This is a genomic window from Fontibacillus forbon, from assembly GCF_046559655.1.
Classification (GTDB): domain Bacteria; phylum Bacillota; class Bacilli; order Paenibacillales; family Paenibacillaceae; genus Fontibacillus.
In genome coordinates this window covers 963,806-989,546 of record NZ_JBKGFV010000001.1, presented here as the reverse complement: position 1 = coordinate 989,546, position 25,741 = coordinate 963,806, and the positions used below count along the sequence as shown (strand labels likewise).

General features: G+C 48.0%; 22 protein-coding genes. 5 read left to right on the top strand and 17 right to left on the bottom strand.

The window, feature by feature from the left end; translation table 11 throughout:
* Positions 1-423: a hypothetical protein gene (locus tag ACLB09_RS04560; RefSeq protein ID WP_410768568.1), complete on the bottom strand. Its 423-nt coding sequence runs from the start codon at positions 421-423 to the stop codon at positions 1-3.
* Positions 424-851: 428 nt separating this feature from the next.
* On the opposite strand from ACLB09_RS04560, the gene ACLB09_RS04555 reads away from it, so the two are divergent.
* Positions 852-1,667 carry a lipase family protein gene (locus tag ACLB09_RS04555; RefSeq protein ID WP_410768567.1) on the top strand — a complete coding sequence of 272 codons (816 nt, stop codon included), beginning with the start codon at positions 852-854 and terminating at the stop codon, positions 1,665-1,667.
* Between the two features lie 198 nt (positions 1,668-1,865).
* The gene (locus ACLB09_RS04550) at positions 1,866-3,731 is read left to right on the top strand and encodes an LTA synthase family protein (protein ID WP_410768566.1); all 1,866 of its coding nucleotides are present in this window, start codon (positions 1,866-1,868) and stop codon (positions 3,729-3,731) included.
* 83 nt (positions 3,732-3,814) lie between these two features.
* Here ACLB09_RS04550 and ACLB09_RS04545 read toward each other — a convergent pair whose 3' ends face one another.
* The 4 genes from ACLB09_RS04545 to ACLB09_RS04530 all read right to left on the bottom strand — a co-directional run bounded on the left by ACLB09_RS04545 (position 3,815) and on the right by ACLB09_RS04530 (position 8,357).
* A complete protein-coding gene (locus tag ACLB09_RS04545) occupies positions 3,815-5,884 on the bottom strand; it encodes an FtsX-like permease family protein (protein ID WP_410768565.1) in 2,070 nt (689 codons plus the stop codon).
* On the bottom strand, positions 5,881-6,639 hold the full coding sequence (locus tag ACLB09_RS04540) for an ABC transporter ATP-binding protein (protein WP_410768564.1): 759 nt from the start codon (positions 6,637-6,639) through the stop codon (positions 5,881-5,883). The genes ACLB09_RS04545 and ACLB09_RS04540 overlap by 4 nt, the downstream gene beginning before the upstream one ends.
* A 79-nt stretch (positions 6,640-6,718) precedes the next feature.
* Positions 6,719-7,705, bottom strand: a complete 987-nt coding sequence (locus tag ACLB09_RS04535; protein WP_410768563.1) for a sensor histidine kinase — start codon at positions 7,703-7,705, stop codon at positions 6,719-6,721.
* Complete coding sequence (locus ACLB09_RS04530; RefSeq protein WP_410768561.1) at positions 7,680-8,357, bottom strand: response regulator transcription factor; 678 nt, start codon at positions 8,355-8,357, stop codon at positions 7,680-7,682. The genes ACLB09_RS04535 and ACLB09_RS04530 overlap by 26 nt, the downstream gene beginning before the upstream one ends.
* A gap of 162 nt (positions 8,358-8,519) precedes the next feature.
* Here ACLB09_RS04530 and ACLB09_RS04525 point away from each other — a divergent pair, with 162 nt between their 5' ends.
* From ACLB09_RS04525 to ACLB09_RS04515, 3 genes are all read left to right on the top strand, one after another.
* Entirely contained in the window at positions 8,520-9,056 is a 537-nt protein-coding gene (locus ACLB09_RS04525) for a CDP-alcohol phosphatidyltransferase family protein (protein WP_410768560.1), read from the top strand.
* Between the two features lie 98 nt (positions 9,057-9,154).
* Positions 9,155-10,003, top strand: a complete 849-nt coding sequence (locus ACLB09_RS04520; protein WP_410768559.1) for an AraC family ligand binding domain-containing protein — start codon at positions 9,155-9,157, stop codon at positions 10,001-10,003.
* A complete protein-coding gene (locus ACLB09_RS04515) occupies positions 10,000-10,959 on the top strand; it encodes a DMT family transporter (protein ID WP_410768558.1) in 960 nt (319 codons plus the stop codon). The genes ACLB09_RS04520 and ACLB09_RS04515 overlap by 4 nt, the downstream gene beginning before the upstream one ends.
* Here the strand turns inward: ACLB09_RS04515 and ACLB09_RS04510 are convergent.
* The 12 genes from ACLB09_RS04510 to ACLB09_RS04455 all read right to left on the bottom strand — a co-directional run bounded on the left by ACLB09_RS04510 (position 10,910) and on the right by ACLB09_RS04455 (position 25,561).
* The gene (locus ACLB09_RS04510; RefSeq protein ID WP_410768557.1) at positions 10,910-11,473 is read right to left on the bottom strand and encodes a GNAT family N-acetyltransferase; all 564 of its coding nucleotides are present in this window, start codon (positions 11,471-11,473) and stop codon (positions 10,910-10,912) included. The two genes, ACLB09_RS04515 and ACLB09_RS04510, sit on opposite strands and share 50 nt — an antisense overlap.
* 61 nt (positions 11,474-11,534) lie before the next feature.
* The gene (ybaK, locus tag ACLB09_RS04505; protein WP_410768556.1) at positions 11,535-12,017 is read right to left on the bottom strand and encodes a Cys-tRNA(Pro) deacylase; all 483 of its coding nucleotides are present in this window, start codon (positions 12,015-12,017) and stop codon (positions 11,535-11,537) included.
* 15 nt (positions 12,018-12,032) lie between these two features.
* Entirely contained in the window at positions 12,033-13,205 is a 1,173-nt protein-coding gene (locus ACLB09_RS04500) for an alanyl-tRNA editing protein (protein ID WP_410768555.1), read from the bottom strand.
* Positions 13,206-13,355: 150 nt separating this feature from the next.
* A complete protein-coding gene (locus ACLB09_RS04495) occupies positions 13,356-14,219 on the bottom strand; it encodes a carbohydrate ABC transporter permease (protein ID WP_410768554.1) in 864 nt (287 codons plus the stop codon).
* Between the two features lie 13 nt (positions 14,220-14,232).
* Complete coding sequence (locus ACLB09_RS04490) at positions 14,233-15,117, bottom strand: carbohydrate ABC transporter permease (RefSeq protein WP_410768553.1); 885 nt, start codon at positions 15,115-15,117, stop codon at positions 14,233-14,235.
* 30 nt (positions 15,118-15,147) lie between these two features.
* The gene (locus tag ACLB09_RS04485; RefSeq protein WP_410768552.1) at positions 15,148-16,470 is read right to left on the bottom strand and encodes an ABC transporter substrate-binding protein; all 1,323 of its coding nucleotides are present in this window, start codon (positions 16,468-16,470) and stop codon (positions 15,148-15,150) included.
* A 168-nt stretch (positions 16,471-16,638) separates the two neighbouring features.
* Positions 16,639-17,841 carry a response regulator transcription factor gene (locus tag ACLB09_RS04480; RefSeq protein ID WP_410768550.1) on the bottom strand — a complete coding sequence of 401 codons (1,203 nt, stop codon included), beginning with the start codon at positions 17,839-17,841 and terminating at the stop codon, positions 16,639-16,641.
* Positions 17,799-19,511: a sensor histidine kinase gene (locus ACLB09_RS04475; RefSeq protein WP_410768549.1), complete on the bottom strand. Its 1,713-nt coding sequence runs from the start codon at positions 19,509-19,511 to the stop codon at positions 17,799-17,801. Before ACLB09_RS04475 ends, ACLB09_RS04480 begins: the two co-directional genes overlap by 43 nt.
* 137 nt (positions 19,512-19,648) lie before the next feature.
* Positions 19,649-22,666: a glycoside hydrolase family 2 TIM barrel-domain containing protein gene (locus ACLB09_RS04470; RefSeq protein ID WP_410768548.1), complete on the bottom strand. Its 3,018-nt coding sequence runs from the start codon at positions 22,664-22,666 to the stop codon at positions 19,649-19,651.
* A gap of 120 nt (positions 22,667-22,786) precedes the next feature.
* On the bottom strand, positions 22,787-23,938 hold the full coding sequence (dgoD, locus tag ACLB09_RS04465; RefSeq protein WP_410768547.1) for a galactonate dehydratase: 1,152 nt from the start codon (positions 23,936-23,938) through the stop codon (positions 22,787-22,789).
* Between the two features lie 13 nt (positions 23,939-23,951).
* The gene (locus tag ACLB09_RS04460; protein ID WP_410768546.1) at positions 23,952-24,596 is read right to left on the bottom strand and encodes a bifunctional 4-hydroxy-2-oxoglutarate aldolase/2-dehydro-3-deoxy-phosphogluconate aldolase; all 645 of its coding nucleotides are present in this window, start codon (positions 24,594-24,596) and stop codon (positions 23,952-23,954) included.
* 11 nt (positions 24,597-24,607) lie between these two features.
* A complete protein-coding gene (locus ACLB09_RS04455) occupies positions 24,608-25,561 on the bottom strand; it encodes a sugar kinase (protein WP_410768545.1) in 954 nt (317 codons plus the stop codon).
* Between the last annotated feature and the right edge of the window lie 180 nt (positions 25,562-25,741).

Below are 25,741 nucleotides of genomic sequence, written 5' to 3'. Positions count from 1 at the left end.
TTAAGCTCGTTGAATACCGATGTGCGGAAGCCCACCGGCAATGACGATAAACAGGACATAGTCCAACCCGTCCGTACCTTTCAACTGTAATCCGGGCTGGTTTACCGCACCTGTCGGATAAAAGCGGACCGTTTGCAAGTTCGGCACTCCCGGAGGTACGGCCGGCAAATTGCTGGAGGAAACTCTTTGCGCGGCCCCCGCGGTTCCACTGGTAAATACATTCCCCCCTACGGTAACCGTGCCGCCAACATTGAGATGATTCAGAACGGAAGCCGACCCGTTCACTTGCAAATGCCCCGAAATGGTTTCGCTACCCGTCACGTTTAAATTCTGTATGGTCGCATTCTGATCGACCTGCAAGTTCTGCTGGATCGTCTGGTTACCGGTCACAAGCACATTGTCAAAAGTAGGCAAATCTATCACCCTTTCTACTTTGATGTTCTATTATATGTGCATTTTAAAGATTTGGTATGGGGTGACAGCACAATTAGGTTGGACAAGCCGGAGAAAGGAAATGGATGCTATCCGTTACTTGATGCCCCCTCGATAGGAGGGAGATCTCCACTCCGCAGACATTCTTCGATGTAGTCCGGGGCGAATTTCTCTCCTGAGACTAGTTCCTTGTCCTCCCGCGTGGCTCCTATGTCCTGCAGACGTTTGCAATCTTTCAAGGTTGCCTCCTGAATGGAAAGTTCCTCTGATTCAATCGAATTTATGAAATTCATATCTACTCCTTCTAATTAGATGTTGATCTAATTAATTTCCGCAAGAGTGGAATATTTCCTTCCATCCGTAAGCACCTCCCCTCCATCCTTATCATAAATAGGTAAGAAAGAAGGGCGGGATGAAAGGTGGATACTCCGAGCGATTTTGAAAAGCGGGCGATTTTTCTGGCAGCGGTTTGCGGACAGACCTATGCACAATTCAGTAATCCGGACGGTTCCTTCGTCGTTCCGTTTGATTTTTCAGTTACTCATACGATTCAAGCGAAATCCATTACCAAGGTTTGGGAAGTGTTCGGATTTATCATCGAATCTCCGCAAGAGATTATTATAGCCTTTCGGGGAACGAGTTCGACGACAGACTGGATTTCCGACGCCATCGCTTCACAAATGAGATTCAAATACATCAAGGAAGACTGTCTTACGCACCGAGGCTTCACGCACATCTATTCTTCGGCCCGCGACGGAATCATGTCCGCACTAACCAACTTGTCGCCCGATAAAACGTTATATATTACAGGACACAGCCTGGGAGCGGCACTCGCGACTCTATGCGCGATCGATTTGGCGGCCAATACCGTATTCTCCTCTCCCGTCCTGTATACCTTCGGATCACCTCGCGTTGGCAACCCGGCATTTGCGAAAGCTTTTACAAACTATGTTGAGAGAAGCTACCGCATCGCCAATCAGTTCGACATCGTCACCTATGCTCCCCCCTCCATCTACAAACTGCCGAAACGCGAAAAAAAATACTATTACAGTCATGTTCGCACCCTCCATTCACTGTCATTCCAGAACGGCTCGATAAGCCTCAATCATGTGATCTCAAGTTACTTCGACGACCTTTCGCGGCTTGACCCGGAATTCAGCGGATGGCTCTGTTCCAATAACCACGGTTTCTGCCCGGTGACCGAAGCGAAATCACAAGCCGCAAAGAGTGAATAAAGCCACAGACAAACACATACCAAAAATAGATAATTTTTGTAAAATCTTCGTCCGATGCGGGCATTGCCAGACATTGTAACCGCTAATAGAAATATAGCGCTGCGTCCCGGAAGAATAACTATGTCATCTGCAGTTGCTTTCTATCATTTCTATGTAATAAAATGAACTAAATCTTAAAGCAAAGGATGCGCAACTGCAATGTCGCTTAAGGTACCACGCACACTCAGTAAGAAATCTATCCTATTCTTTTCTCTGATCATGCTCTTAAAAAGTTATTTTGCCTGGTATTACTTATTTGAAGATGGACCTACCTGGACCACATGGTTGAAAGAAATTCCGTTTGTTCTTCTGTTGTTTTGCCTGATTGAATGGTTCGCTACGAAACGGAAAATTGTAATTTATATGATTGTCAATCTGTTGATCACGATTTTGTTCTTCTCGTTAATCGTTTATCATAACCATTTTGGCATTATTGCTACCTCCCAAGTGCTGGATCAGGTCAAACAGGTCGGGGCCGTCAAGAAGAGTATATTTTCGGTCCTTCGCCCGGAATATATGCTCATTTTTTTGGATATCGTCATTCTGAGTCTGGTCATGTTAAGACGTCAGAAGGCGCTTGACTGGAAGAAGTCCATGTCGCGTCAAAGCAATCGAAAAACGGTTGCGGCATTGTTCTGTCTTTCCATCGTGATTTGTTCGCTGAATATTTTCCCTAACCGGGCAAGCATGAATGAAACGGTCAAAGCCGAACAGATGGGCATTCTCAATTATGAAGCCTATTCCCTGCTCGCCGATCAGGAGGAAGAACCTATCGATTCTTCGGAAATCACCCAGAAAGCGATAGACGAAACAAAGGGCGTCCATTCTCCTGTTCAGCCCGTCATGTTCGGAGCCGCTAAAGGCAAAAACCTGGTCCTCATACAAATGGAGTCTTTTCAGAACTTTTTAGTGAATCTATCAATCGACGGCCAAGAAATTTGCCCTAATCTTAACGAGCTGGCATCAAGCAGCTATTATTTTCCGCGTTTCTACCAACAAGTTGGACAAGGCAATACTTCGGACGCCGAGTTTATTGTAAATACTTCATTCTACGTCCCGCCGGATGGACCGGCTGCCCAGATGTACGCACCCAAGGAGCTTCCAAGCCTGCCGAAGCTGCTGCAAGTACATGGATACGATACTGCTACCTTCCATACGAATGAAGTCGACTTTTGGAACCGGGGCGAACTATATGCTGCATTAGGCTTTAACCGGTATTATGACAAAACCTTTTATGGCGAAGAAGATACCGTATTTTACGGGGCGTCGGATGAAGTGCTGTACGAGAAAACCGCGGATGAACTGGCAAGCATGGACCAAAGGGATCAACCTTTCTTTGCGCACGTCATTTCTATGTCGGCTCATAATCCGTTCTCCATTCCGGAAAATAAATACAAAATGGAATTGCCTGAAAGGTTCGAAGGAACGCTTGTCGGCGATTATATCCGGGCCCAGAATTATGCGGATTATGCGCTTGGACAGTTTATCGAGGAACTGAAGCTAAACGGCGTATGGGATAACAGCTTGATCATGCTGTACGGCGATCATCGGGGACTCCCCATCTTTTCCCTTAAAGAAGAGGATCATGCACTACTGGAGGAGATTTTCGGCCATGAATATTCGGAGCGCGAGCTGATCAATATTCCGCTGATCATTTCGGCGACAAATGTAACGAAGCCAAGCGTTAAGGAGCAGCTAGGCGGACAGGTCGACATTATGCCTACCGCTTCCAATCTATTGGGCGTGTCGCTGGAGGATCACCTTCATTTTGGGCAGGATTTATTGAACCATTCCGCTTATAATCTGCTGCCCCAGCGTTACTATTTGCCGACAGGATCCTTCGTCAACAATGAAGAACTCTTTCTGTCGGGCAGCGGATTTGAAGACGGCCAGCATTACACGTTAACCGGTGACGGCCTCGAGCCACTCCAGGCCACGGAGGACGAATTCGAACGGGCGCTGGAACTGCTTCAGCTGTCGGACAGCTATGTGACTCAATTGCCCGATCGGGTTGTCGAGGAGTAACCCCATTTTTATATAACTTAAAAAGACGCCGAAGAGCTACAATATAGCCTCCGGCGTCTTTTCATGATTTTGGACCTCCATCATTACAAATACTTGGCCAGCTCGGAAACATATTTCCTGCGGCTGACAAAATAGAATATGACCTGCAGAACAAGGAACAGCAATGCGACCCATGCGGCCTTTTCCACTAATTGAACTACGAGACTCTGATTGCTGAATAATACATAGAAATAATAAAGCCCCAAGCCCACTCCAAAAATACTCGGCAAGAAAAAAGTCACGGCCAATTCTTTGGAGACGATAACAATGATTTCTTTCCTTGTCACCCCGATTCTCTTTAGTGAAAGTAAACTGTCTTTATGATCATCAATGTCGGACAGCACTTTGTGATACAACACCACGCCTGAAGCAATCGCGAACAGGGAGCCAAGAAAGATGATAATAAAAAAGATCGTCCCGTTAGATTCCAGCTGGCTTTTTAGTACTTCATCCTTGTGGATCGGTCTAAATCCCTCCAATACTGCTCTTTCTTCATCTGTTGTGTTCTGTTCATTCTGTGAAGGCGTCAACCAATAAGTAGGGTCAAATCCGTTACGTTCACGCAGCTCATTCACCAGCGCCTTAAAGCCCTTTTCTGGAATATCCCCTTTAAGCAAATGGGCCTTGTTCACCTGCGACTCGCCTACACCGGCCTTAATCTGCTCGTATACCATGTCATCCACGACTAAGGCATGGCCAAAATAAGAATTTGCCGTCTGCGCGTTGTTGATGTACGGCTCTTTAACTTCCTTCACGTTACCGGTCATATATTCCTTGATTGAATAATTGCCCAACTCCTGTAACAGCTCTTCTTTGCTCCCGTTATCCTGGAGCTCCTCACCGATGTCTTCCGGATCCATGACCGCCAGAATCGTGTCCGGCATTACAAATTCCCTGTTTTCTTGATGAACCCTTGCGAATAGGCCTTGATTCGGCGCCAACTTATAGTGTGTGCCCAAATGCCTGTTGAAATTTCCCTCGCTAACGATCGTCGCATGAGTATCCCAAAGTACCCATGATCCGCCATAATCCCGAAACTCGGGCACCTGCAGAAATTCCAGCGTTTTGTTTTGGTCCACGGTGCTTCCTTGTTCCGCGAGGAAGGATTCAATCTCCCCGGCATCCATTTGGTTGTAACGGTTACTTTCTACGAACATCACGTCAAAGGGATGGTCCCGCTCATTATTCTCTTCGGTCGTCGCGTACATCGCATAAGTCATACCGATAAAAAAAAGCGCACCGGCTATAAGCAAAGATACAATATACATCGTCGTTTTATAGGATAAAAACCGATGACTCAAATTCGACATCACGATCAGGTTGTTGTTATACGTTTTCTTGAAATGCTTCATGACCGACTTGACCACTGAAATCAGGGTCCCGAAGATCACATACGGGGTAACCATGGTCAGGACAATGAGGATGATGATGATTAAAGTGGTTTCGTCGAACAGCTTTCCGAGCATCAATTGGGGCAGAAGAACAACCGACGCGACAAACACGATCATCGCCGTGCTTCCCCAGACCACGCTGCTTTTCCCGATCTCCTTTTTCTTGGCGGCTTGAAGTACGTCGACTATCGAAATTTTACGAAGATACAACATGTTGAAAATAAAATTACCAAAAAATACGATCAGGAAAATACCGCTGCTTAACAACAGGCTTGACCCGTTCAATTCGAAAGTGATCGGACTTTCAATCAGGATTTGATTCAAGCCCATAAAGAAAAGTTTTCCGAATACAGCGCCAGAAACGAGCCCGCTCGCCAACGAGATTGCGACGATGCCTATGTTCTCCAGAAACAGCATCTTAATTAGATTTTTTGTCGTCATGCCGAGCGTGATATACATCCCGAATTCCTTACTTCGATATCTTAAAAAAGAGAGGTTGCTATATGTAATAAAGACGAAGGAGAATAACACGACGCCGACCAATGCAAAGCGGACGATTCCATAAAGGGTCGTATCACCCACCTGCCTTAAGACGTCCGGATTGTAAAGCAAGCTGCCAAACATGAACAATATTGCAACGGTAAGGCTGTTAACGAAATAGAGAGACAGATACTTTTTGGCATTGTATAGAAAGTTCTTGCGGACGATGGTCGAGAAGGTCATGCTCTCCCCCCTCCGATCACGCTTTGCGCCTCCAAGATTTGATCAAAAAATTGTTTCCGGTCCCCGGCTGACCTGATTTCCATTTCAACGTTACCGTCTTTTATAAAAATAATCCGTTTGCAGAATGACGCGGCGAATGGGTCGTGAGTTACCATCAGGATCGTGCTGCTCCATTTTTCATTCAAAGAGGCTATCGTACTCATCAATTGATTGGCGGATTTGGAATCCAGATTACCTGTCGGCTCGTCCGCTAAAACAACCGCAGGTTCATTTACGATCGCACGGGCAGCCGCCACTCTTTGCTTTTGACCGCCGGAAATATGGTAGGGATACTTGTCCTTCAAATCAAAGATGCCCAAAAACTGCATCAGCGGAGCAAGCTTGTCCTCGATCTCATTCGGGGCCTGCTTGTCCAGAATCAACGGCAAGGCGATGTTCTCCTGCAGCGTCAAACTGTCCAGCAAGTTAAAATCCTGAAAAATATAACCGATCCGCTCTCTCCTGAACAGTGCCATCTGGTCTTTGGTCAGTTTCGTAATATCTTGCCCGTCGATGATGACTTCACCGGACGTAGCTTTATCGACACCCGACAAAATGTTCAGCAGCGTTGTTTTCCCGCTTCCGCTTGGCCCCATGATCCCGACAAATTCGCCCTTTTCCACATTCAGGTTCATGCCGTCGATCGCAGTTACGCCTTTTGCCCCTTTATAACCGTTGTATACTTTAACTAAATGGTTTATCTTAATGATGTCCACTTTAGCTCCCCCTCATGGCCTGATAAGAGAAGTATAAAAGGAAAGCTCGTCTTTATGAATGCATTTCCCTTTCATAACCTTACATTTTTGCAAGGAAAGAAATAGTGAACGTACTTCCTATTCCTTTATGGGACTCCATGTTGACGCCATGGCCAAGTCTTTGTGAGATATACTTCACCATATACAGGCCGATCCCCGTAGCGGAGCGATATTTTCTTCCATTCCGCCCCGTAAAAAAAGGATCGAATACGCGCGGTAACTCCTCCGGAAATATACCGATGCCGTTATCTTGAATGGTAAGGAGGATGCGATCTTCCTTCACCTCGCTCCTTATGGTCACCGTGCCTTCCCGATGACTATACTTGATCGCATTGGACAACGCTTGCTCCATCATATACCCGCACCATTTTTCATCCGTAAATACATGCAATGCTTCATCGATTTCCACCTTTGGATAAACACCTTGATAGATAAAGTCTTTTTTTCTGGCGTTTATGGCCCTCGCGGCGATCAGATGCAAATTCACTCTATCCGGCAGATAGTCCCGCGAAAAATCATCCAGCCTGAGCACGTTCAAACATTCTTCCAAATTCGTCATCAGTTTGCCGTTCTCTTCCTTAATGTCTTCAATGGCTTGTTGCGATCCTTGTTCCGCAGCCAGGTCAATGATCGAGACGGAACCTTTCATATTGTGAATCCACTGCGAGAACAAAGTATTTCTTTCTTTAACGGAGCTCCTAAGTTCATAAATCATAGTGTTGTATTGCTCATGGATTTCATTGATCTTCCCGAATAGAAGCTTGTCCAGTACATTCGACTCGTCCACTTCCATTTGCGGACTAGTCCTGCATTCATCAAGTTTTCGGCTCATTCTGAAGAAACCGACTCCCGAGATCGCGAGATAGGTTACCAAAATAAAGCTGCTGATAAGAAGCGGATAAATTATGTCATTCACGTCATAGAAAACGTAGGACAAAAATACGAGGAGAACCGTATTCAAAACGTAAACAGAGATCATTCCTTTTTTTATGCTTAGAAAATTAGCAATGACTTGGATCAAAGACATAGCCCACTCCCCGTTTGGTCGTAATGACGTTATGAAGCCCGTACTGGCTTAGCTTCTTTTTAACCCGGGTGATATTTACGGTCAACGTATTGTCGTCGACAAACACATGTTCATCCCATAACGCTTCCAGCAGTTCTTCGCGGGAAACAATCCCGCCCGCATTTTTCATAAACAGATGCATCAGCCGGAATTCATTCTTGCTCAATTCCACAACATGTTCTTTATATTGCAGCTTCATGCTGTCATGAAGCAGTTTGAGGTCTCCTGTCGAATGACTTTCTTCCACCCGGTGATGGGTGCGCCGGAGCACGGCATTGATTTTCGCCAAAAGGATTCCGATCACAAACGGCTTCGTCACATAGTCGTCCGCCCCGTATTCCATCCCGCGGATTTGTTCCCCTTCGTCGCTGCGCGCAGAGAGAATGATGATCGGGGTAGGAGACTTTTTCCTTAAAACTCGCAAATAATAAAAACCGTCAAAGGTTGGCAGATTGATATCGAGAAGAATCAGATCCGGTTTACTCTCTTCAACCTGGGCAATGACCCGGCTGAAGTCCGTAACCACCTCCACCTCGAAATCATAAGCTTCCAAATAGTCCTTGATATATTTCTGTAATTTGAAATCATCTTCTATTACCAGTATTTTATCCATCGTATATGACCTGGCTCCAGTCGAATAAGATGTTAATATTATAACTTGAAGAACCTAGAAGAACAGTGATCAAAAAAAGCCCCCATTTTTAAAAATAGGAGCTGTTCCTGTTTGACGGTATCGCAATCCTAATATACCATCATTTTCAAAGGGGGAAGTCTGTTGAGTCATGCGGCAAATCTCATTTCCATAAGCAGAATGATTCTTGTGATAACTTTGGCATTCTTGTTCAACCATGCCGGGTTATTCGCAATCATTTATCTCTTATCCGGGTTAAGCGACGTGCTTGACGGGTTCGTGGCACGCAAAACGAATACGCAAAGTGAACTGGGCGCCAGATTGGATACCGTTGCCGATCTCATGCTGGTTGCGGTTATTTTGGGTTATTTCATCTTTCGGCATGGAACCGAAATCCTCACTTTCGCCCCCTGGATCATCCTCATTTCTCTCGTTCGTTGCGCTAATGTGGCTATTGTCGCTTGCAAATATCATTCATTTGCCATCCTACATACTTGGGGAAACAAGCTTGCCGGATTGCTTCTTTTCATCGGCCCGCCTTTGTTTATAGTTTCCCATAACCCGGCCGTATTTTGGCCTGCATGCATAGTCGGACTATTTTCATCTCTGGAAGAAACCGCTGTTCATGTTTCGGCCGCTGAGCTTAACGTAAACAGGAGAAGTATTTTTATGAAGCGCTAAGCTGCTTATGCAAAGACCCTGCAATATCGTTCAAGAACACCCCTCATTTTCCCGTTATAATTAGCCATAATCCATTACTTGAAAAGAAGGTGCAAGCAGTGATTCGTGAAGTTCGAACGGTCGTCTTCGATGAAGACTTGAATCTTGAAGCATACCGGTTTGAAGGAATTATGCAGAAATTCCCCAACCACTTTCATGACTATTTCGTCATTGGTTTTATTGAACAAGGCAAAAGATTTCTGATCTGCAACAACGAAGAGTATACCCTGAACAGCGGGGATATCGTTATTTTTAATCCTCATGATCCCCATGCCTGCGAAGGAATCGACGGGAGAACCCTGGATTACCATTGCATCAACATTCAGACCGAAGTAATGAGCCAATATGTTCAGGAAATCACCGGACACAGCTATTTGCCCCGGTTTAAGCAAACTGTTCTATTCCGGAGTGATCTTGCTTTGTCCCTGCATGAACTCCATCAGATGATCCTGGAGGGTCAGGCCGATTTTCAAAAAGAAGAATTGCTGATGTTTCTCCTGGAACAGCTTCTCAGGGATTATTCCGACGTCGCAACGCTTAGTCCAGCCGAGGAACTGTCCACCGAAATTAAAGCCGTCTGTGAGTTTATAGAATCGCGCTACGCGGAGAACATTACCCTGACTCAGCTAAATGAACTTACAGGGCTAAGCAAGTTTCGCTTGCTGCGTTTATTTACGAAACAGAAAGGCATTTCCCCTTATCGATACCTGGAAACGGTCCGGATCAATCAGGCGAAACGGCTTTTGGAACAAGGCGTGCTGCCTGTAGAGGTAGCCTTCCAAACCGGGTTTAGCGATCAAAGCCATTTTACGAATTTTTTCAAAAAATTGATCGGCTTAACCCCCAAGCAATATAGGTGCATATTCAAGCCATCGGGACCGAATCCGGCCGCGGAGATTGCACAATGATAGATCAGCCAAAGATTTCGACGGGACATCTGCTTGCGCTGGTTACGATAGTCATCTGGGGAACAACCTTTATTTCCACCAAAGTCCTGCTCATTGATTTTGCCCCCATCGAAATATTGTTTTTCCGCTTTCTCATCGGATATATCGTCTTGCTTCTGATCTATTCGCGGCCTATCCGGACGGCATCGTTTAAAGAAGAACTGTTGTTTATCGGTGCAGGACTTTGCGGGGTTACTTTATACTTTCTGTTCGAGAATATCGCGCTTGTTTATACACTCGCTTCGAATGTGGGCGTGATCGTTTCGATAGCCCCCTTCGTAACGGCGGTGATCGCACATTTCTTCTTGGAAGAGGAAAAGTTAAACGCTACTTTTATTGCAGGGTTTTTGATGGCTCTGGCAGGAATTCTCTTAATCGGACTGAACGGCAGCTTTCTGTTGCGTCTTAATCCGATCGGAGACCTGCTCGCACTGCTGGCCACTGTAGTTTGGGGAATTTATTCCGTGCTGATGAAAAAAATCAGCGTGCTGGAGGTGCATACCATCGGGGCTACCCGCAAAGTTTTTTTCTATGGACTGATCGGTATGCTGCCCGTCGTACTGTTGGCTGATTTCCATGTCGGACTGGACCGATTCAGAGATATTACAAATCTATCCAACCTTCTATTCCTGGGTCTCGGCGCTTCCGCCATGTGCTTTGTGACCTGGAACCGGGCCGTAGCCATTTTGGGAGCGGTAAAAACAAGCGTATATATCTATATTGTGCCCGTTATTACCGTAGCGGCCTCCGCTCTGATCCTGAATGAAAAGTTGACTTGGGCGACTTTGTCGGGAACCTGTCTGACGCTAGCCGGCTCCTACATTTCCGAACGCAAGCCAAAAGTGAACTCCAAGAACAGGAATAAAACTATGCTCGCAACGACTTCACCATATAAGCATAGGTATGATGATGAATGACGATGTCTTTCTTGCGCACAAAACCCAGCCGTTCATAAAGTTTGCGCGCTTTGACGTTATCTTCCTTAACATTCAGGGACACGGTAGGGTATCCTTGTTCCATTGCTTGCCGAATCGCCGCTTGCAGCAACTCCGTGCCGAAGCCTCGGCCGCCGAATTCCGCACTAACGCTTACCGTGTCAATATAATAATCGGTGTGATCCGCTTCGATGTCCAAAGTCTCGGCCACTCCTCCGTTACTGTTCTTCAAGTGTTTAAGAATCGGGGCGTTAAGGGCCCGGGCGTCTTTGCCGTGATAGGCAACCACGATTCCGACCGGCTGCTCCCCTACTGTCTTGACCAGACAGTTCCTGTAGCTAAGCCGGTTGCCTTCCTCGCAGAAAAACTTCTCGAGCTGCCCCAAAACCTTGGTCTTGTCGGATTCTCCCGTCAATGCGTTTGCGATATTATGAATCGCGTCGACCATGAGCACCGCAGCTTTGGCCCGGTCTTCCTTTCTTGCCGGTCTGATCATGATGAAGTACATCTCCTTTGTATTGCTTGTCTAACTCTAAGCTGATCCTGATTCCTGTCAATTATTCTCCTTCTTTAACAAGCGGTACAAAACTCGCTTTTACCTGCTGTGCGAGCTGTCTTGGATCCAGTTCCATTTGAGTGCCGATTCTTCCTGCGCTTACAGCCATGTTGTCCAAGGCTTCCGCGCTGGCGTCCAGAAATGTGGGATACAGCTTTTTCATCCCGACCGGCGAACAGCCGCCGCGGACGTAACCGGTCCACTTCAGTAACTCTTTGACAGGCAGCATCTCCACTTTTTTCTCGCCGGCGGCTTTGGCCGCTTTTTTCAGATCCAGTTCCTCCGCTACCGGAATGACGAACACATAAATCTGATTTCCCTGATGCGCAACCAGCGTCTTGAACACGGAACCGGGGGAACGGCCGATTTTCTCCGCCACGGCGACGCCATGAATACCCCCGTCCCCGGGATCATATCCCAGTATATTGTACGGAATGCCGGACTTGTCCAATATGCGCATGGCATTCGTTTTGCTCTCTGTCAATGGAACTCCCCCCTTTTAAACCGACAAGCTATGTTTAGCGAATTCATAAAAAGCGGAAGCCTCGTCCCAAGTGCCAAAACCCGCCTGTGCCAGTTTATCGCCACCGCCGCCTTTACCGTTATAGCCGCCGAGATGCTCTTTGAAAAACGCACCGCAGGAAAAACCTCCGTCTCCGCCATGGGCCATTAAGACTTTGTTATCCCCACCGGCCGCGAATAATACGAAAATTCCGTTTTCGGCGGCTAGCCTGGTGGCCAGATTTTGCAAATCCTTCAAGCCTCTATCTTCAAACACATGCGCTATCAGCCCGTCCTTCGACTGGGATAAAAGCTCTTTCAGGATGAACTCATCATTTTTCTCCCTTTGGGCGTTCAGCTCCCATTGAAGCTGCTTGTGCTCCTGCTCCCATTTGTCCAAACGGTCCAAAATTCCATCCTTTCCGGTATTGAATTTCTGTACCAACGCCGTTAAAATCCGCTGACTCTCGTTAAATTCCCGCAAGGCCCGGTATCCGCACAAGAAATAGATCCGCGTATTGCCCTTTTGGCGTTCCGCCTTCAAGAGCTTGATCATGCCGATTTCTCCGGTAGAAGAGACATGCGTTCCGCCGCAGGCGTTATATTCCACACCTTTCATCTCAACGATCCTTATACCGCTTGTTAGTTTCGGTTGTTTAACTAACGGCAGGCTTGCCGCTTCCTCTCCCGTTACAAAATAGCTTGTAATTTCATGATTGAGATAAATATGCCGGTTTACCTCCCGTTCGAGAAGAGCAAGCCGCTCTGCGGACAGCTCCGGGAGCTGCACATCGATGGTGGCGTAATCGACGCCCAGATGGAAGCTTAACGTTTGCGCCCCGAGCAGCTCAAGACAAATGGCCGAAAGCAGGTGTTGACCGCTGTGCTGCTGCATATGGTCAAACCGTCTGTCCCAATTCAACCTGCATTGGACGTTTTTCTCCACGGGCAGGCTCTCCACCTTATGCCAAATCACTTCGTCCTCTATGGTTACATCGAGCACCTTAATGCCGCCGATCGTCCCGGTATCGCAAGGTTGTCCGCCCCCGTGCGGATAAAAAGCGGTCTCTTCCAGAATCACGTAGATTCCGTCTTCTTTCTCTGTAACTGTATGAATGGAGGTTTGCCATTCGGTTAAATAGGCTGAGTCGTAATAGAGCTGATTTGTCATTTCCGCAGTCCTTTCCATGTTCGCCGTTATAATAGTTAAGATATAACTAATTAAAGGTAAAATTCAACCGGGTTTCTGTAATGTCTCTTGAATCACGCTAAATATTCGAATCAAAAAAACACCCCTGAATTATATTCAGGGGTGTTTGCATCAGCCTTTAATCGCGCCGTCGATCATCCCGGCAATCAGTTGCTTCTGGAAGATCAGCACGATGATCAGCAGCGGAAGTACGCTGATCACGGAACCGGCCATGATGAGATGATATGGCGTATTATTGCTGTCCTCAAGGGCTTTGAGGGCCACGGATAAGGTCATGTTTTCCTGGGATCTCAAGATGACGGATGGCCACAGGAAGTTGTTCCACTGTTTTACGAACAGGATAATCCCAAGGCCAGCGAAGCCCGATCTCAGATTCGGCAGCACGATCTTGCGGAAAATTTTAAACTCGTTACAACCGTCGATCCGCGCAGCCTCCATCATCTCGTCCGGGAGGGACATGCAGTACTGGCGCATGAAGAAGATCCCGAAAGCGTTGGCCAAATCCGGCAGGATCACGCCCCAAATGTTATCGATAAGGTGCATGTTCTTGTAGATCGAGAACAAGGGAACCATCGTTGCTTCATGCGGAATCATGAGCGATGCAAGCACGAGGACAAACAAGAATTGTTTGCCTTTAAACTTGTATTTGGCAAAGGCAAATCCGGCCAAACTACAAAAGATTAAGGCGATTAATGTGGAAGTCGTGGATAACAGGAAGCTGTTCCATGTAATGATTCCGAACTTCCGTTCTACGAACAGTTCCCTGAAGTTTTCCCAATGCAGCGTCGACGGAATCCAGATCGGCGGATTCACAAAGATCTCGCTGATGTCTTTTAACGATGAACTGAACAGCCAGAACAACGGGAACAAGGTAAACAGGGAGACAACCGCCATCAGTACAAAAGCCAGTGACGAGGACCAGATGTGTTTGCTGCCGGAAGTGCCTGCAGCTTTTAATTTAACTGTTTTTTCCATAGTATCCTCCCGCCTACTCTTTATCGTCGAAGATACGCATTTGCAACAAAGAGATAACCATCATGAGAATAAAGAAGCAGACGGCGATGGAAGATGCGTAACCGAAATTGAAGTTTTGGAAGCTTTCTCTGTACAGCATAAGCACCGGAGTCAAAGTCGAGTTCAACGGCCCGCCCTGGGTCAGAATGAACGGTTCGGTAAAGAGCGAAAACGTTCCTATCGTGGAGAGCACCGTACAGAACAACAGCATCTTTTTGACTAACGGGATCGTAATGAAGAAGAAACTTTTGATTTTCGTGGCTCCGTCCACGTAAGCGGCTTCATACAAATCCTTCGAAATGTTCTGCAATCCGGTAAGAAGCAGCAGCATGTTGTAACCAAGCCAGCGGTACAGCACCATCATGGCAACGGAGAACCGGGCCCACCAAGGCGATTCCAGCCAAGGAATCGGATTGTCGATCAGGCCGATGCTTCTGAGCACGCTATTGACCAGGCCGTCCTGGGTGTTCAGCAACAGGATGAAGACGAAGGAAACGGCAACGACGGAGACGAAATTGGGAACAAACAGCGCCATCCGGAAAAAGCCTTTGCCTACCATCCAGTTGGAATTCAACATGGACGCCAGAATCAGTCCCATAAACAACATGATCGGAACATACATCAGAAAGATCAGCGTACTGTTCCACAGGGACAACCAGAAGTCGTTGTCGCTGAACAACTGAATATAATTTTCGAACCCGATAAACAACTTCTCACCGGATCCGTTCCAATCCGTCAAGCTGATATAGATCGAATACAGAATCGGATATAACGAGAAGACGAAGAACAAGATGAAATAGGGTGATATGTAGATGTAAGGAGCAACCAACATCTGCTTGTTTAACTTGGATGCTTTCATATCATTCCCTCCAATCCTATCAAGATGAGTTTAATTTCTCTTTGTTTTGCTGCGGAGCTCATCCGCCATGTCTTTCAGGGCTTTCTCCGAGCTGACATTGTTCAGGAAGACCTTTGCCCAGACATCCGTCATCAGCTTGTTGGCCATCGGGAAGTCCGACGTATACGCAAGCGGATAAGTGTTGGCAAGCGACTCGGCATATACTTTGCGGATCGGCTCTTTGTTGAAATATTCGGACGGATCCTCAAGAGACGCGTTATCGCTCAACAGCATCGCCGGGAACAATCCGGCTTCCGTCATCATTTTCACTTGGGACTCTTCGCTTCCCAGCATGAATTCAATGAACTGCCATGCCTCTTCCGGATGCTTGGAGTTCTTGTTGATCGCGAGGTTCGCTCCGCCCTGGTTCGCACCCGTATACTTATCTTCCTTGGACCATTTCGGCATCAAAGTTACGGACCATTTGCCTTTATCCGCCGGGGAATATTGATTTTCAATAATCGCATCGTGCCAGGAACCGCCTACAACGGTAGCGATTTTTCCGTCACGGATCGCATTTCCCCATGGATCGGTGTTTGCGCGAGCATCGAAAACGAGTCCTTCATTTTGCATTTTGATCAGGAAATCGGCACTTTCCTTGATTTCGGGGGAATCGACGGCGACATTGCCTTCATCGTCGAAGTACCACAGTCCGCGCTGCCACATCATCGACTCGAACATCCGGTTGCTGGAGTTCGTCTTGGAATCCCCGTACATCATCGCTCCCGTTTTGTCCTTGATCAATTTAGCAGCCTCGTAATAGTCGTCCCAAGTTTGAATCTCTTGGGCTACATCCGCAGGAGCGGTAGGCAATCCGGCCTTAGCGAACAAATCGTTGCGGTAGAACATCACGACCGGGCCGCTGTCCCAAGGCATCGCGTACACTTTGTCATCCTTGGTGGCATCTTCCCATTTATAGGCACTCATTTTGTCCTTGTAAGGAGCCACGCGATCGGTAATATCAAGCAAAGAATCGATTTGAACGATTTGGGACAAGTTGGTCGATTCCACGGTGATAATGTCCGGAACCGCATCTCCGGTACTTGAGGTAATCAAGTATTTGGAATACAAATCCGTGGACTTCATCGTCTGGAACTCGACTTCGATATTCGGATACTTGGCCTTGAAGGCCTCCATATTCAAATCCAGCCCGTCCTTCGCGGTCTCCCAAATCCAAACCACCAATTTCACTTTCTCGTTACCTGTAGCCGGGTCTTTGGAATCCGCCTGTTTGTTGTCCGAAGAGCAGGCTGCCGTCAGCAAAGAAACTAGAAGACAAGTGATGAGTACGTACAATATCCGTTTTCTTTTCACGAATGATAACCCCCTGTGTCAATTAGATCGTTTGTTACATGATTTATAATAAATCTCTTGAAAAGGCTTTCATACCGACAGATGTTCGATTATAGTGTCATCTTTTCCGATAAATAAAAAAATGCCCGGCCAAGCCAGGCGGCAGTGTCTATTTGTTTGATAAAGCCGTCATTTTGTTTGCAGACGGTATTGCCCCGGCGTAACTTCCGCCTGTTTCTTGAACCATTTGGAAAAATACTTTACGTCTTGAATTCCGATTTTTTCGGCAACCTCTTCCGTACGAATCGAAGTCACGCTCAGCAGTTCCTTCGCCCGTCTCAGCTTGCGCTCCGAAATAAAGGAGATGATGCTGCAGCCGGTGGCTTCCTTAAAAATCGTGCTGAAGTAACTGCGGCTGACGCCGATCACCGATGCGACATCCGCCGCCCGGATATCCTGGTCCAGATGCTCGTCGATGAAATCGATAGCTTGAATAATATCTTCTTTGTGGGCCGTACTGAACAATCTGGTGCTCAGTTCCACCTGGCGGATGCGATGCAGCCGGCTCAGGGCATCCAGCCATCCTTCCGCACTCGTAATGGGTTTGCTTTGCCGCCACTCCAGTTCACGCTCGTTGATCTTCAATTCCACCAGCTTGGACAAGACAAGATCACCAAGGTCCCTACTGCAGGCAAGGAATGCGGAACGGCCGCCGAATTCAAGCAATTTCAGTTGGCCAGGATAAGCAAGCGACAAATCTTCCCATCGTTTCATCTGCGCATCCGGAGAATTACCCCTTCCGGAGGAGTGATAAATATGAATCAGACTCGAAGAGGACAACATCCATTTCCATTCACTCCGCAGTCGCTCCAGCAAAAAATCTCTGGCCGAGTAACTTTGCTTACCCAGCCATTCATTTAAGCATTCCTTCGTCCGGTCCGACGACTTCATTTCCGTTTTCGGAGCGTCCCGATGTTGCGTCGTAGTTTCCTTATACTTCTGATAGATGAGATTCAGGGATTCATGGATATGATCGTCGTCCATGTCCGTTTTGACGATATAGTCGTGAACGTTTAATTGAATGCCGAGCTTGGCGTAGTTAAAATCCCGATGGCAGCTCAGGAACAGGATCGAGGTGTCCGGAGATACTTTCCTGATGTTTTGCGCCAGCTCGATCCCGCTCATTTCCGGCATGACGATATCCGTAATCACCAGGTGGGGACGATGCTCCAAAAATTTTTGCCAGCCGATACTACCGTTCGAGGCATCATCGCATACGGTCATCTGATGCCGTTCCCAATCGATCGTCATCCGAAGTCCTTTTCTCACCAACTGTTCATCATCCACAATTAGTACTTTGATAGGGAATTGGTTTCCGTAGTCTTTGGCCATATCAATGTCACCTTCGTTCCTTGATTTCTGATTGATTCTATCGATAGCCCGTAGGCATCTCCGTAATGAAGCTTAAACCGTTCGTCGACATTACGCAGGCCCAATCCGCCCCGTTTACCCGGCACCTTCTGCCCGGATCCGATGTACTTCATATGCTCCGGCGTAACCCCTACGCCATCGTCTTCCAGGATCATGTACAGAATATTTTTTTCCTCAAAAATCCTCATTTCAATATGGCCCTGCCCGTCCTGAAAACCATGGAAAAATATATTTTCCAGCAGAGGCTGCAGCACCATGCGCGGAATCAGACAATCTTCAAGCTCGGGCTGGACCTCCAGCCGGAATGTAAATGTATCCTCAAAGCGGTAACGTTGAATCTCGATGAAATGCTTGGAGATTTCAAGTTCCTTCTGCAGAGGAAGGAGCGTTTGCTTGAAATTCAAACTCCCGTCCAGCACCACGATGAGATGCTGCAGCATTTTTTGGATATCCGGCTGCCTGGCCAGTTTGGCTTTCCATTGAATCGAATTTAGCGTATTGAACAGGAGATGAGGGTTGATTTGATAATGTAAACTTTTTAACTCGGCATCGCTCTTCAGCTTTTCGGTCCTGCTGATCTCATGAACCAGTTCCACGAGCTGCTCCGTCATTTTGTTAAACGATTCGCTTAAAAAACCAAGCTCGTCCGACGACTTGACTGGCGTGCGGATCAACAGGTCTCCTTCACCAAAACGGCGCATGGAATGAGCCAATTTCTTGATAGGCATCGTAAAGCGGATCGAATAAAAGCTGGCCATAATGATACCGAGCAGGATGGCCAGCGCGGAAATTAAAGCCGAATACCGCAGGATCACCGACGAAGACTCGTAAAAAGTGTCATACGGAACTCTCGCTTCCACCACCCAGCCCTCCGTATCAAGGACCCTCGACCACACTTTATCGTCATCCTGACTCACATAGTCCGACGTCGTTTGCAATAGGACCGCACCGGATGCATCCGTGATTTGCAGATGGGACTTGGTGTCCTTTTCGAACGATTTTATCAGCCCCAGCACTGTATCCGCTTTCATATCGATCAACAATCGGCTTCCTTCCGGCAGCCCGAAGGACCTGTTTAACGGAACCACCATGCTGATCATATATTCGTTTCCAGGGGTCGAGTAATAATCCGGAATATGAATCAATACATGCCTGTTGTTATAGTTCGAGATATCGGACCAGAATGAGGATGCTGCCAGGCTTTCTGAATTAATGAGATTATTTCCGATCACTCTGCCCGAAGGCGTAATTACCGCCACTTTGAAAATATTCGTGCTTTCCAAGGACGAGATATAATTCTGGAAGTCCCTCTCCTCTACATACTGCTCATAAGTGGTCGGGACTTCATCCCCTACGATGATGGAAGATGCGATTAAGTAGGAAAGAATGTTTCCGGTCATACCATCCATTTGCTTGAAATTGCCGTCGACATGCAATTTCAGCTGATCTACCGCATAAATAACGTAGCTGCCAAACTGGGAATTTACGACCTTGGACGACTGATGAAAAGAGAAATATCCGAGCGCCCCAACCGGTAGCGTGGCGACGATGAAGAAAGCCAGCATGAGCTTGGTTCTAACGGTGCCGGCTTTCCTGACGCGCGAAACCATCCTCTCAAAAATATGCTTCATGTTATACCTCTTCTGACTTGACTTCGATTAAGAGAGCTAGCTGCTGAATTCTTCACAGTATATCAAAATAACTCCGAAATTTGAATAAATGGTGTCCCTGAAATCTCTCGATAAGGGACACCATTATATGGTAAATACTAGTCTTCTTTAAACAGAGGCAGGATGTTCAGCTCGAAGGTGAACCTCTTCTCATCCAGCCGATAAGCCTCCAGCAATTCCGGTCCGCAAGAGTTGGAACCTACGCCGCTCATCTTGTAATCCAGATGGAGTATCGTTTCAGCCCGACGGACAAGCTCGTAATCATGCTGTGCCAGGGTCAAATCCTCCGGCGTATAGTGACTCGCATTGAACGAGAATGGCCGATTACTCGTGAATCTCAACCCCATGCCCTGCTCATTCGTCGCGATTACCCAATCGGTATTATCGTGCGAGCCGTTCTCTTGCGGCATGATATAATGCGTAAACAGCCCGTCCACCGTAGTCAGGAATTTGCTCTTGAGCGTGCTTTGGCTTTTATCAATATAGCTCTCATGAGGGCCGTTTCCGAAATACTCTACTTCCTCCGTACCCGCCGGCATCGTGACCTGCAGGCCGAACCGGGGCAGGAACAACAGATCTTCGCGCTCGTTAACCTCCATCTTCAACCTGATTTCCCCGTTGCCGGTTACCCGCCAGTAGGCTGTGCCGTGGAGCAATGGCGGTTTGATGTACCCTCCAAGAGAATAAGAAACGCGGATTTGTACGGAGTTCTCATCCCGCTCGGTCACTGTCGCTTCATAGATATGAGGAAGCGCGCGGTCATACCCCTCTTCCATCCACTGCCGTTTCACTTTGCGGTCATTGTCCGTCGGAGCCCTCCAAATATTGAAGCCCAGAGGTTTGTCGACCATTTCAACCCCATGTTTCGTTATGGAAGTAAAACTTCCCCGGTACAGATCGAACACATGGCGGAAATCGAACCCTTCAATCGTTAGCAAGTCATCTTCTTCCGTAATCCGGAGCGGTTGACCGGCAATATCAGGTCCGGTTCCGGAGCACTCCCGGATTTCAACCGGAAGCCTGAATTGTTCGGAAATCACTTCATGTCCGGCTTCGGACCAGTGTGTTTTTTCCCGTAATCGGAAAGAAACGGTAAGATAACAAGCATGCTCCGAATACTCCGGCAAAACATAGTCCAGCGTTACAAGCTGTGAGGTGTGCGGCGCAATCCCGCTTACCGGGGTTTGGCCTTGACTGTACAGCGCCCCTTCTTTTTCAATCGTCCAGTAAAGCGTAAGATGACCGAGATCTACGAAGTCATACAGATTGGTAATCCGGACAGACCCGGCGGCTAAATTGTCAGCTTCCACCCGGACCGGAGCGATCACTTTCTTGAGTTCCAACAATCCCGGATGTGGAACCCGGTCGGGAGAAACAAGCCCGTCGATACAGAAATTTCCGTCATTCGGCTGATCTCCGAAGTCTCCCCCATAAGCGTAATACGGCGTTCCTTGAGCGTTCTTGGTCAGGATGCCATGATCGCTCCATTCCCAGACGCAGCCGCCCATCAGCTTCGGATACTTGTAAATGACGTCCCAGTAATCCTTTAAATCGCCTGGTCCGTTGCCCATCGCGTGGCTGTATTCACACATAAACATCGGTTTGGTGCTGTTCTCATCCTTCGCATAAGCTTCAATATAGGCTGGTGAGGAGTACATCCGGCTTTCCATGTCCAACACTTCCGTATCAGGGCTTCCAAAGTGCCGGGGATCGGATCCCTCGTAATGAACCGGTCTGGAAGCATCCCTGGACTTCGTCCATCTTGCCATCGCCATATGATTGACGTCGTAGCCGGATTCGTTCCCCATCGACCAGATAATAACGGAAGGTTGGTTTTTATCCCGCTCCACCATGCGCACGACACGCTCGACAAAGACATGCTCCCATTCCGGAAGCCGGGTCAGCATATTGAAATTTCCGATCGCATGAAACACCCCGTGGCATTCGAGGTCCGCCTCATCGATGACGTAAAATCCGAACTCGTTGCACAGCTGCAGAAAACGCGGATCATTCGGGTAGTGGGACGCCCGGATCGTATTGATATTATGCAGCTTCATCAGCTTCAGGTCCTTGATCATATGATTGATCGGAACCGTCTGTCCAAGTACGGGGTGGGAATCATGCCGGTTGACCCCTTTTAGCTTGACGGCCGTTCCATTAATCATGAAGACCCCGTCAACGATTTCAACCTTCCTGAACCCGACCGCAAAGTGCAGAACCTCATCAGCCGCTGTAATATAAAGATGGTATAAATACGGGGTTTCGGCACTCCACAGGTTTGGACGGTCAATTTGAAAGGTTACGTTTCCTTCTCCAACAACGGTAACAGTTTCACTTTGCAGCAGCACTCCGTCTGCATCGGTAAGCTCGAGCTTGGCATCCGCTTGGCCGGCGGCTGTAAGCTCGCAAGTAACCGTTCCGTTCCCGAAGTCCTGATCCAGCTCCACACGATTGAAAACATCGACGATATGCTCGGGACTGCGGGCCAGCAAATACACATCCCGGAATATGCCCGAAAATCTCCACAGATCCTGATCTTCGATATAGGAGCCGTCGCACCATTTCAACACCATAACCGCAATCTTATTGCTACCCGAATGAACGTACGGGGAAATATCGAATTCGGCCGGCATGCGGCTGCCTTGGCTGTATCCGACCCAGATGCCGTTCACCCATAAGTAAAAGCAGGAGTTTACGCCTTCAAAAACGATATATTTGCTTTTGTCTTCCCAAGCGCCGGAAATATTGAACTCACGGACGTACAACCCTGCGGGATTGTCGTTCGGCACATACGGCGGATCGCAAGGAAACGGATAATTGACGTTCGTATAATGAAGCTGGTCGTACCCCTTGACTTGCCAACAGGAAGGAACAATCAGGTCGTCCCAGTCGCTGACATCGGCATCGATACGATAAAAGGCATCATCTACTTGCCGGACGGACTCCTTGTATTTGAACTTCCAGTTCCCGTTCAGCGTCCGATAATACGGGGAACTCCCCCGCTTTTGCTTGCGGGAAGATTCCGCATCTGCATAAGGAATATAGTAAGCCCTGGGAGCTTCACGGTTTTTCTCTAACACGCTTAGATCTTCCCAGTATTTTGGAATCTGGATCATCTTGGTTCTCCCCTCCGAGAAAGTACTTTGAATGGTTTTATTGTATATGAAATGAAAGGGCTCTCAAACCGACTCTTGTTCGATTACGGAGTCATTTTGTTTGATTCCGCAAAATGCTTTTTACCATTCCGCTACCGATCCATCCTGATGTCTCCAAACCGGATTTCTCCAGCGGTGGGGCGCTTCCAGTGCCATTTTAATCACATACTCTTCATTTACGGTAATGCCCAGTCCGGGTCCTTGAGGAATTTTCACGAACCCGTCGTCATAGGAGAACACGCCGGGATCAACGATATAATCCAACAAGTCGTTTCCCGCATTGTAATGAATCCCCAAGCTCTGTTCCTGAATGACCGCATTGTGGGCCGTCGCGTCCACCTGCAAGCAGGCTGCTAGTGCAATCGGGCCTAACGGACAGTGCGGTGCGACGGCAACGTCGTAGGCTTCCGCCATGGCGAAGATTTTCTTGCACTCCGTAATCCCGCCCGCATGCGATAAATCCGGTTGAATGATATCGACATATCCGTCTTGCAATAATGATTTAAAATCCCAACGGGAGAACATTCTCTCCCCGGTAGCGATCGGGGTGCTGGTGTGATTGGCGATTTCGCGCAGCGCCTCGTTGTTTTCCGGAAGGACAGGCTCCTCAATGAACATAAGCCGGTAAGGTTCGAGCGCTTTCGCCAATACTTTGGCCATGGGCTTATGTACGCGTCCGTGAAAATCGACGCCGATCCCGAAATCCGGCCCCGTCGCCGTCCGAATGGCGGCTACGCGTTCCACGACCTGATCCACTTTAGAATAGCTGTCAATATACTGCAGTTCTTCCGTGGCATTCATTTTGATCGCCGTAAAACCTGCCTTCTGTTTTTCCAAGGCTGCCAGGCCCACATTGGTCGGACGATCCCCGCCGATCCAAGAGTATACGCGCATGGAATCCCGGCAGGCTCCCCCCAGCAATTGATGGACCGGCGCGTTAAACGCCTTCCCTTTGATATCCCATAACGCCTGATCAATCCCGGCAATCGCGCTCATCAGGATCGGTCCCCCGCGGTAAAATCCGCTTCGGTACATGACCTGCCAATGATCTTCAATGCGCAGCGGATCTTTGCCGATCAAGAAATCCATTAATTCGCCGACCGCTGCCTGTACGGTGTGAGCCTTGCCTTCGATTACGGGCTCTCCCCAGCCCACAATGCCTTCATCGGTTTCGATTTTCAAAAACAGCCAACGCGGCGGAACGATATAAGTGCTATACTTTGTAATTTTCAAGGTTGATCTCTCCCTATTCTCTTGCTTGATGAATCGCTAGAATAAACTGCTCTGCACGTTTGGTGATATCGTCATACCGTTCTTCTTCCATGGCTTTCTTGTCGAGCAGCGAACTGCCCAATCCGACCGCAACGGCGCCTGCCCGGATAAACTCGGCCACATTATCCAGCGTGACGCCGCCAGTCGGCATCATCGGAATTTGTCCAAGCGGCGCAGAAAGTTCCTTGATGTAATTCACCCCCAGCGAAGAACCCGGAAAAATCTTGAGCAGGTCCGCACCCAACCGGTACCCCTTCACGATCTCCGTCGGCGTCATCACGCCCGGAATGGAGATCACCTCATGGCGGATCGTGGTTTTTATCGTTTCTTCATCCAAAACCGGCGAAAAAATAAATTGCGCACCGGCTTCAATCGCCTTCTCGGCGGTTTCGGCATCCAGAACGGTGCCCGCGCCAACTAATACCTCTTCCCCATATCTTTCGTTTAACGAGGCAATAAGCTCAAAAGCCCTGTCGCTATCCACCGTTATCTCCAGCGCCTTCACCCCGCCTGCAACAAGCGCGTCCGTTAAGCGGACGGCCTTTCCAAAAGGAGGTCTGCGAACAACGGCAACCACGCCGGATTCCTTAAGCAGCTTCAACTTCTCTTGTTTATTCATTTCGTCACCCCTTAGCGTTGAACATTTTGATAGCCGGTTTGTCCAGACAGCATCTCTTGAAGCTCTTCTTCGTTGGGAAGACCTTCGGTATCGCCTTGAACCCCTACTACGATGGCTCCGACGGCATTCGCTCTTGTAACGGCGTTCGCCAATGTGTCCTGACGCAGCAGCCCGCTAATAAATCCGGCGGCGAAGCCGTCGCCCGCTCCAACGGGATCGATCTCCTGAACGGAAATGGACGGCACATGTCCTCTCTCCGTCAAAGATTGATAATAGGCTCCATCCTTGCCCAGTTTGACGATAACCGCTATAGAGCCAAGCTTAAGAAAATATTCGGATATATCCTTCGGTCTCGGCCGGCCTGTCAAGAACTCTCCCTCATCCAATCCGGGAAGGATGTAATCTGCTCTGGCCGCCAGTTCCAACAGTCTGGACTTCGCCTTATCGGGGTCCCAGAGTTTCCACCTGATATTGGGATCGAACACAATGCTCACCTGATTGCGCTTGGCAACATCCATCGCATGCAGCGTCAGCTCGAAACAGCTTTCGCTCAGAGCAGGAGTGATTCCGGTAACATGCAAAATCTTTGCCTGGGCAAGATAGGATTCATCCAAATCCTCTTTAGTCATCAAACTGGCCGCGGATTTATGGCGATAATAGTAAACCTGTGTCTTTCCGCCGGGCCTGCGCTCTTTGAAGAACACGGCCGTCGGGGCAGCGTCGGTATATGTACAACGGGAAGTGTCCACGCCTTGGCCCCGAATGCTCTGCAAGATGTATCGTCCAAAGGCATCTTGTCCCAGCTTGCTGAACCAGCCTGCCGAATGACCTAATCTTGCAAGCCCGATCGCCACATTCGATTCGGCTCCAGCCATCTGTTTATGAAACTGGTGAACATACTCCAACGGCAATTCCTGGTCTCCGCTAAACAGGACCATCGATTCGCCAAAAGTTACAACCTCCATCCGAAAGTTCCTCCCTTGGTCTCAGCAACTGATGGTAGCTCAACTGTCACATATAATAGATCATATCTATTTTAGCTTATGTACTATTTATCTAGATAAGAACTGATCATTAACGTGATTTTAAGCATTAACGTATAAGAATTGACCTATAAACACAAAATAGATAGTATGTTTATGTTG

Excerpts from the sequence above, each read along its gene's own strand:
- ACLB09_RS04550 (WP_410768566.1), top strand. The coding sequence starts at position 1,866 with ATGTCGCTTAAGGTACCACGCACACTCAGTAAGAAATCTATCCTATTC.
- ACLB09_RS04545 (WP_410768565.1), bottom strand. The coding sequence starts at position 5,884 with ATGACCTTCTCGACCATCGTCCGCAAGAACTTTCTATACAATGCCAAA.
- ACLB09_RS04535 (WP_410768563.1), bottom strand. The coding sequence starts at position 7,705 with ATGTCTTTGATCCAAGTCATTGCTAATTTTCTAAGCATAAAAAAAGGA.
- ACLB09_RS04530 (WP_410768561.1), bottom strand. The coding sequence starts at position 8,357 with ATGGATAAAATACTGGTAATAGAAGATGATTTCAAATTACAGAAATAT.
- ACLB09_RS04515 (WP_410768558.1), top strand. The coding sequence starts at position 10,000 with ATGATAGATCAGCCAAAGATTTCGACGGGACATCTGCTTGCGCTGGTT.
- ACLB09_RS04510 (WP_410768557.1), bottom strand. The coding sequence starts at position 11,473 with ATGATCAGACCGGCAAGAAAGGAAGACCGGGCCAAAGCTGCGGTGCTC.
- ACLB09_RS04500 (WP_410768555.1), bottom strand. The coding sequence starts at position 13,205 with ATGACAAATCAGCTCTATTACGACTCAGCCTATTTAACCGAATGGCAA.
- ACLB09_RS04495 (WP_410768554.1), bottom strand. The coding sequence starts at position 14,219 with ATGGAAAAAACAGTTAAATTAAAAGCTGCAGGCACTTCCGGCAGCAAA.
- ACLB09_RS04490 (WP_410768553.1), bottom strand. The coding sequence starts at position 15,117 with ATGAAAGCATCCAAGTTAAACAAGCAGATGTTGGTTGCTCCTTACATC.
- ACLB09_RS04480 (WP_410768550.1), bottom strand. The coding sequence starts at position 17,841 with ATGGCCAAAGACTACGGAAACCAATTCCCTATCAAAGTACTAATTGTG.
- ACLB09_RS04475 (WP_410768549.1), bottom strand. The coding sequence starts at position 19,511 with ATGAAGCATATTTTTGAGAGGATGGTTTCGCGCGTCAGGAAAGCCGGC.
- ACLB09_RS04470 (WP_410768548.1), bottom strand. The coding sequence starts at position 22,666 with ATGATCCAGATTCCAAAATACTGGGAAGATCTAAGCGTGTTAGAGAAA.
- ACLB09_RS04460 (WP_410768546.1), bottom strand. The coding sequence starts at position 24,596 with ATGAATAAACAAGAGAAGTTGAAGCTGCTTAAGGAATCCGGCGTGGTT.
- ACLB09_RS04455 (WP_410768545.1), bottom strand. The coding sequence starts at position 25,561 with ATGGAGGTTGTAACTTTTGGCGAATCGATGGTCCTGTTTAGCGGAGAC.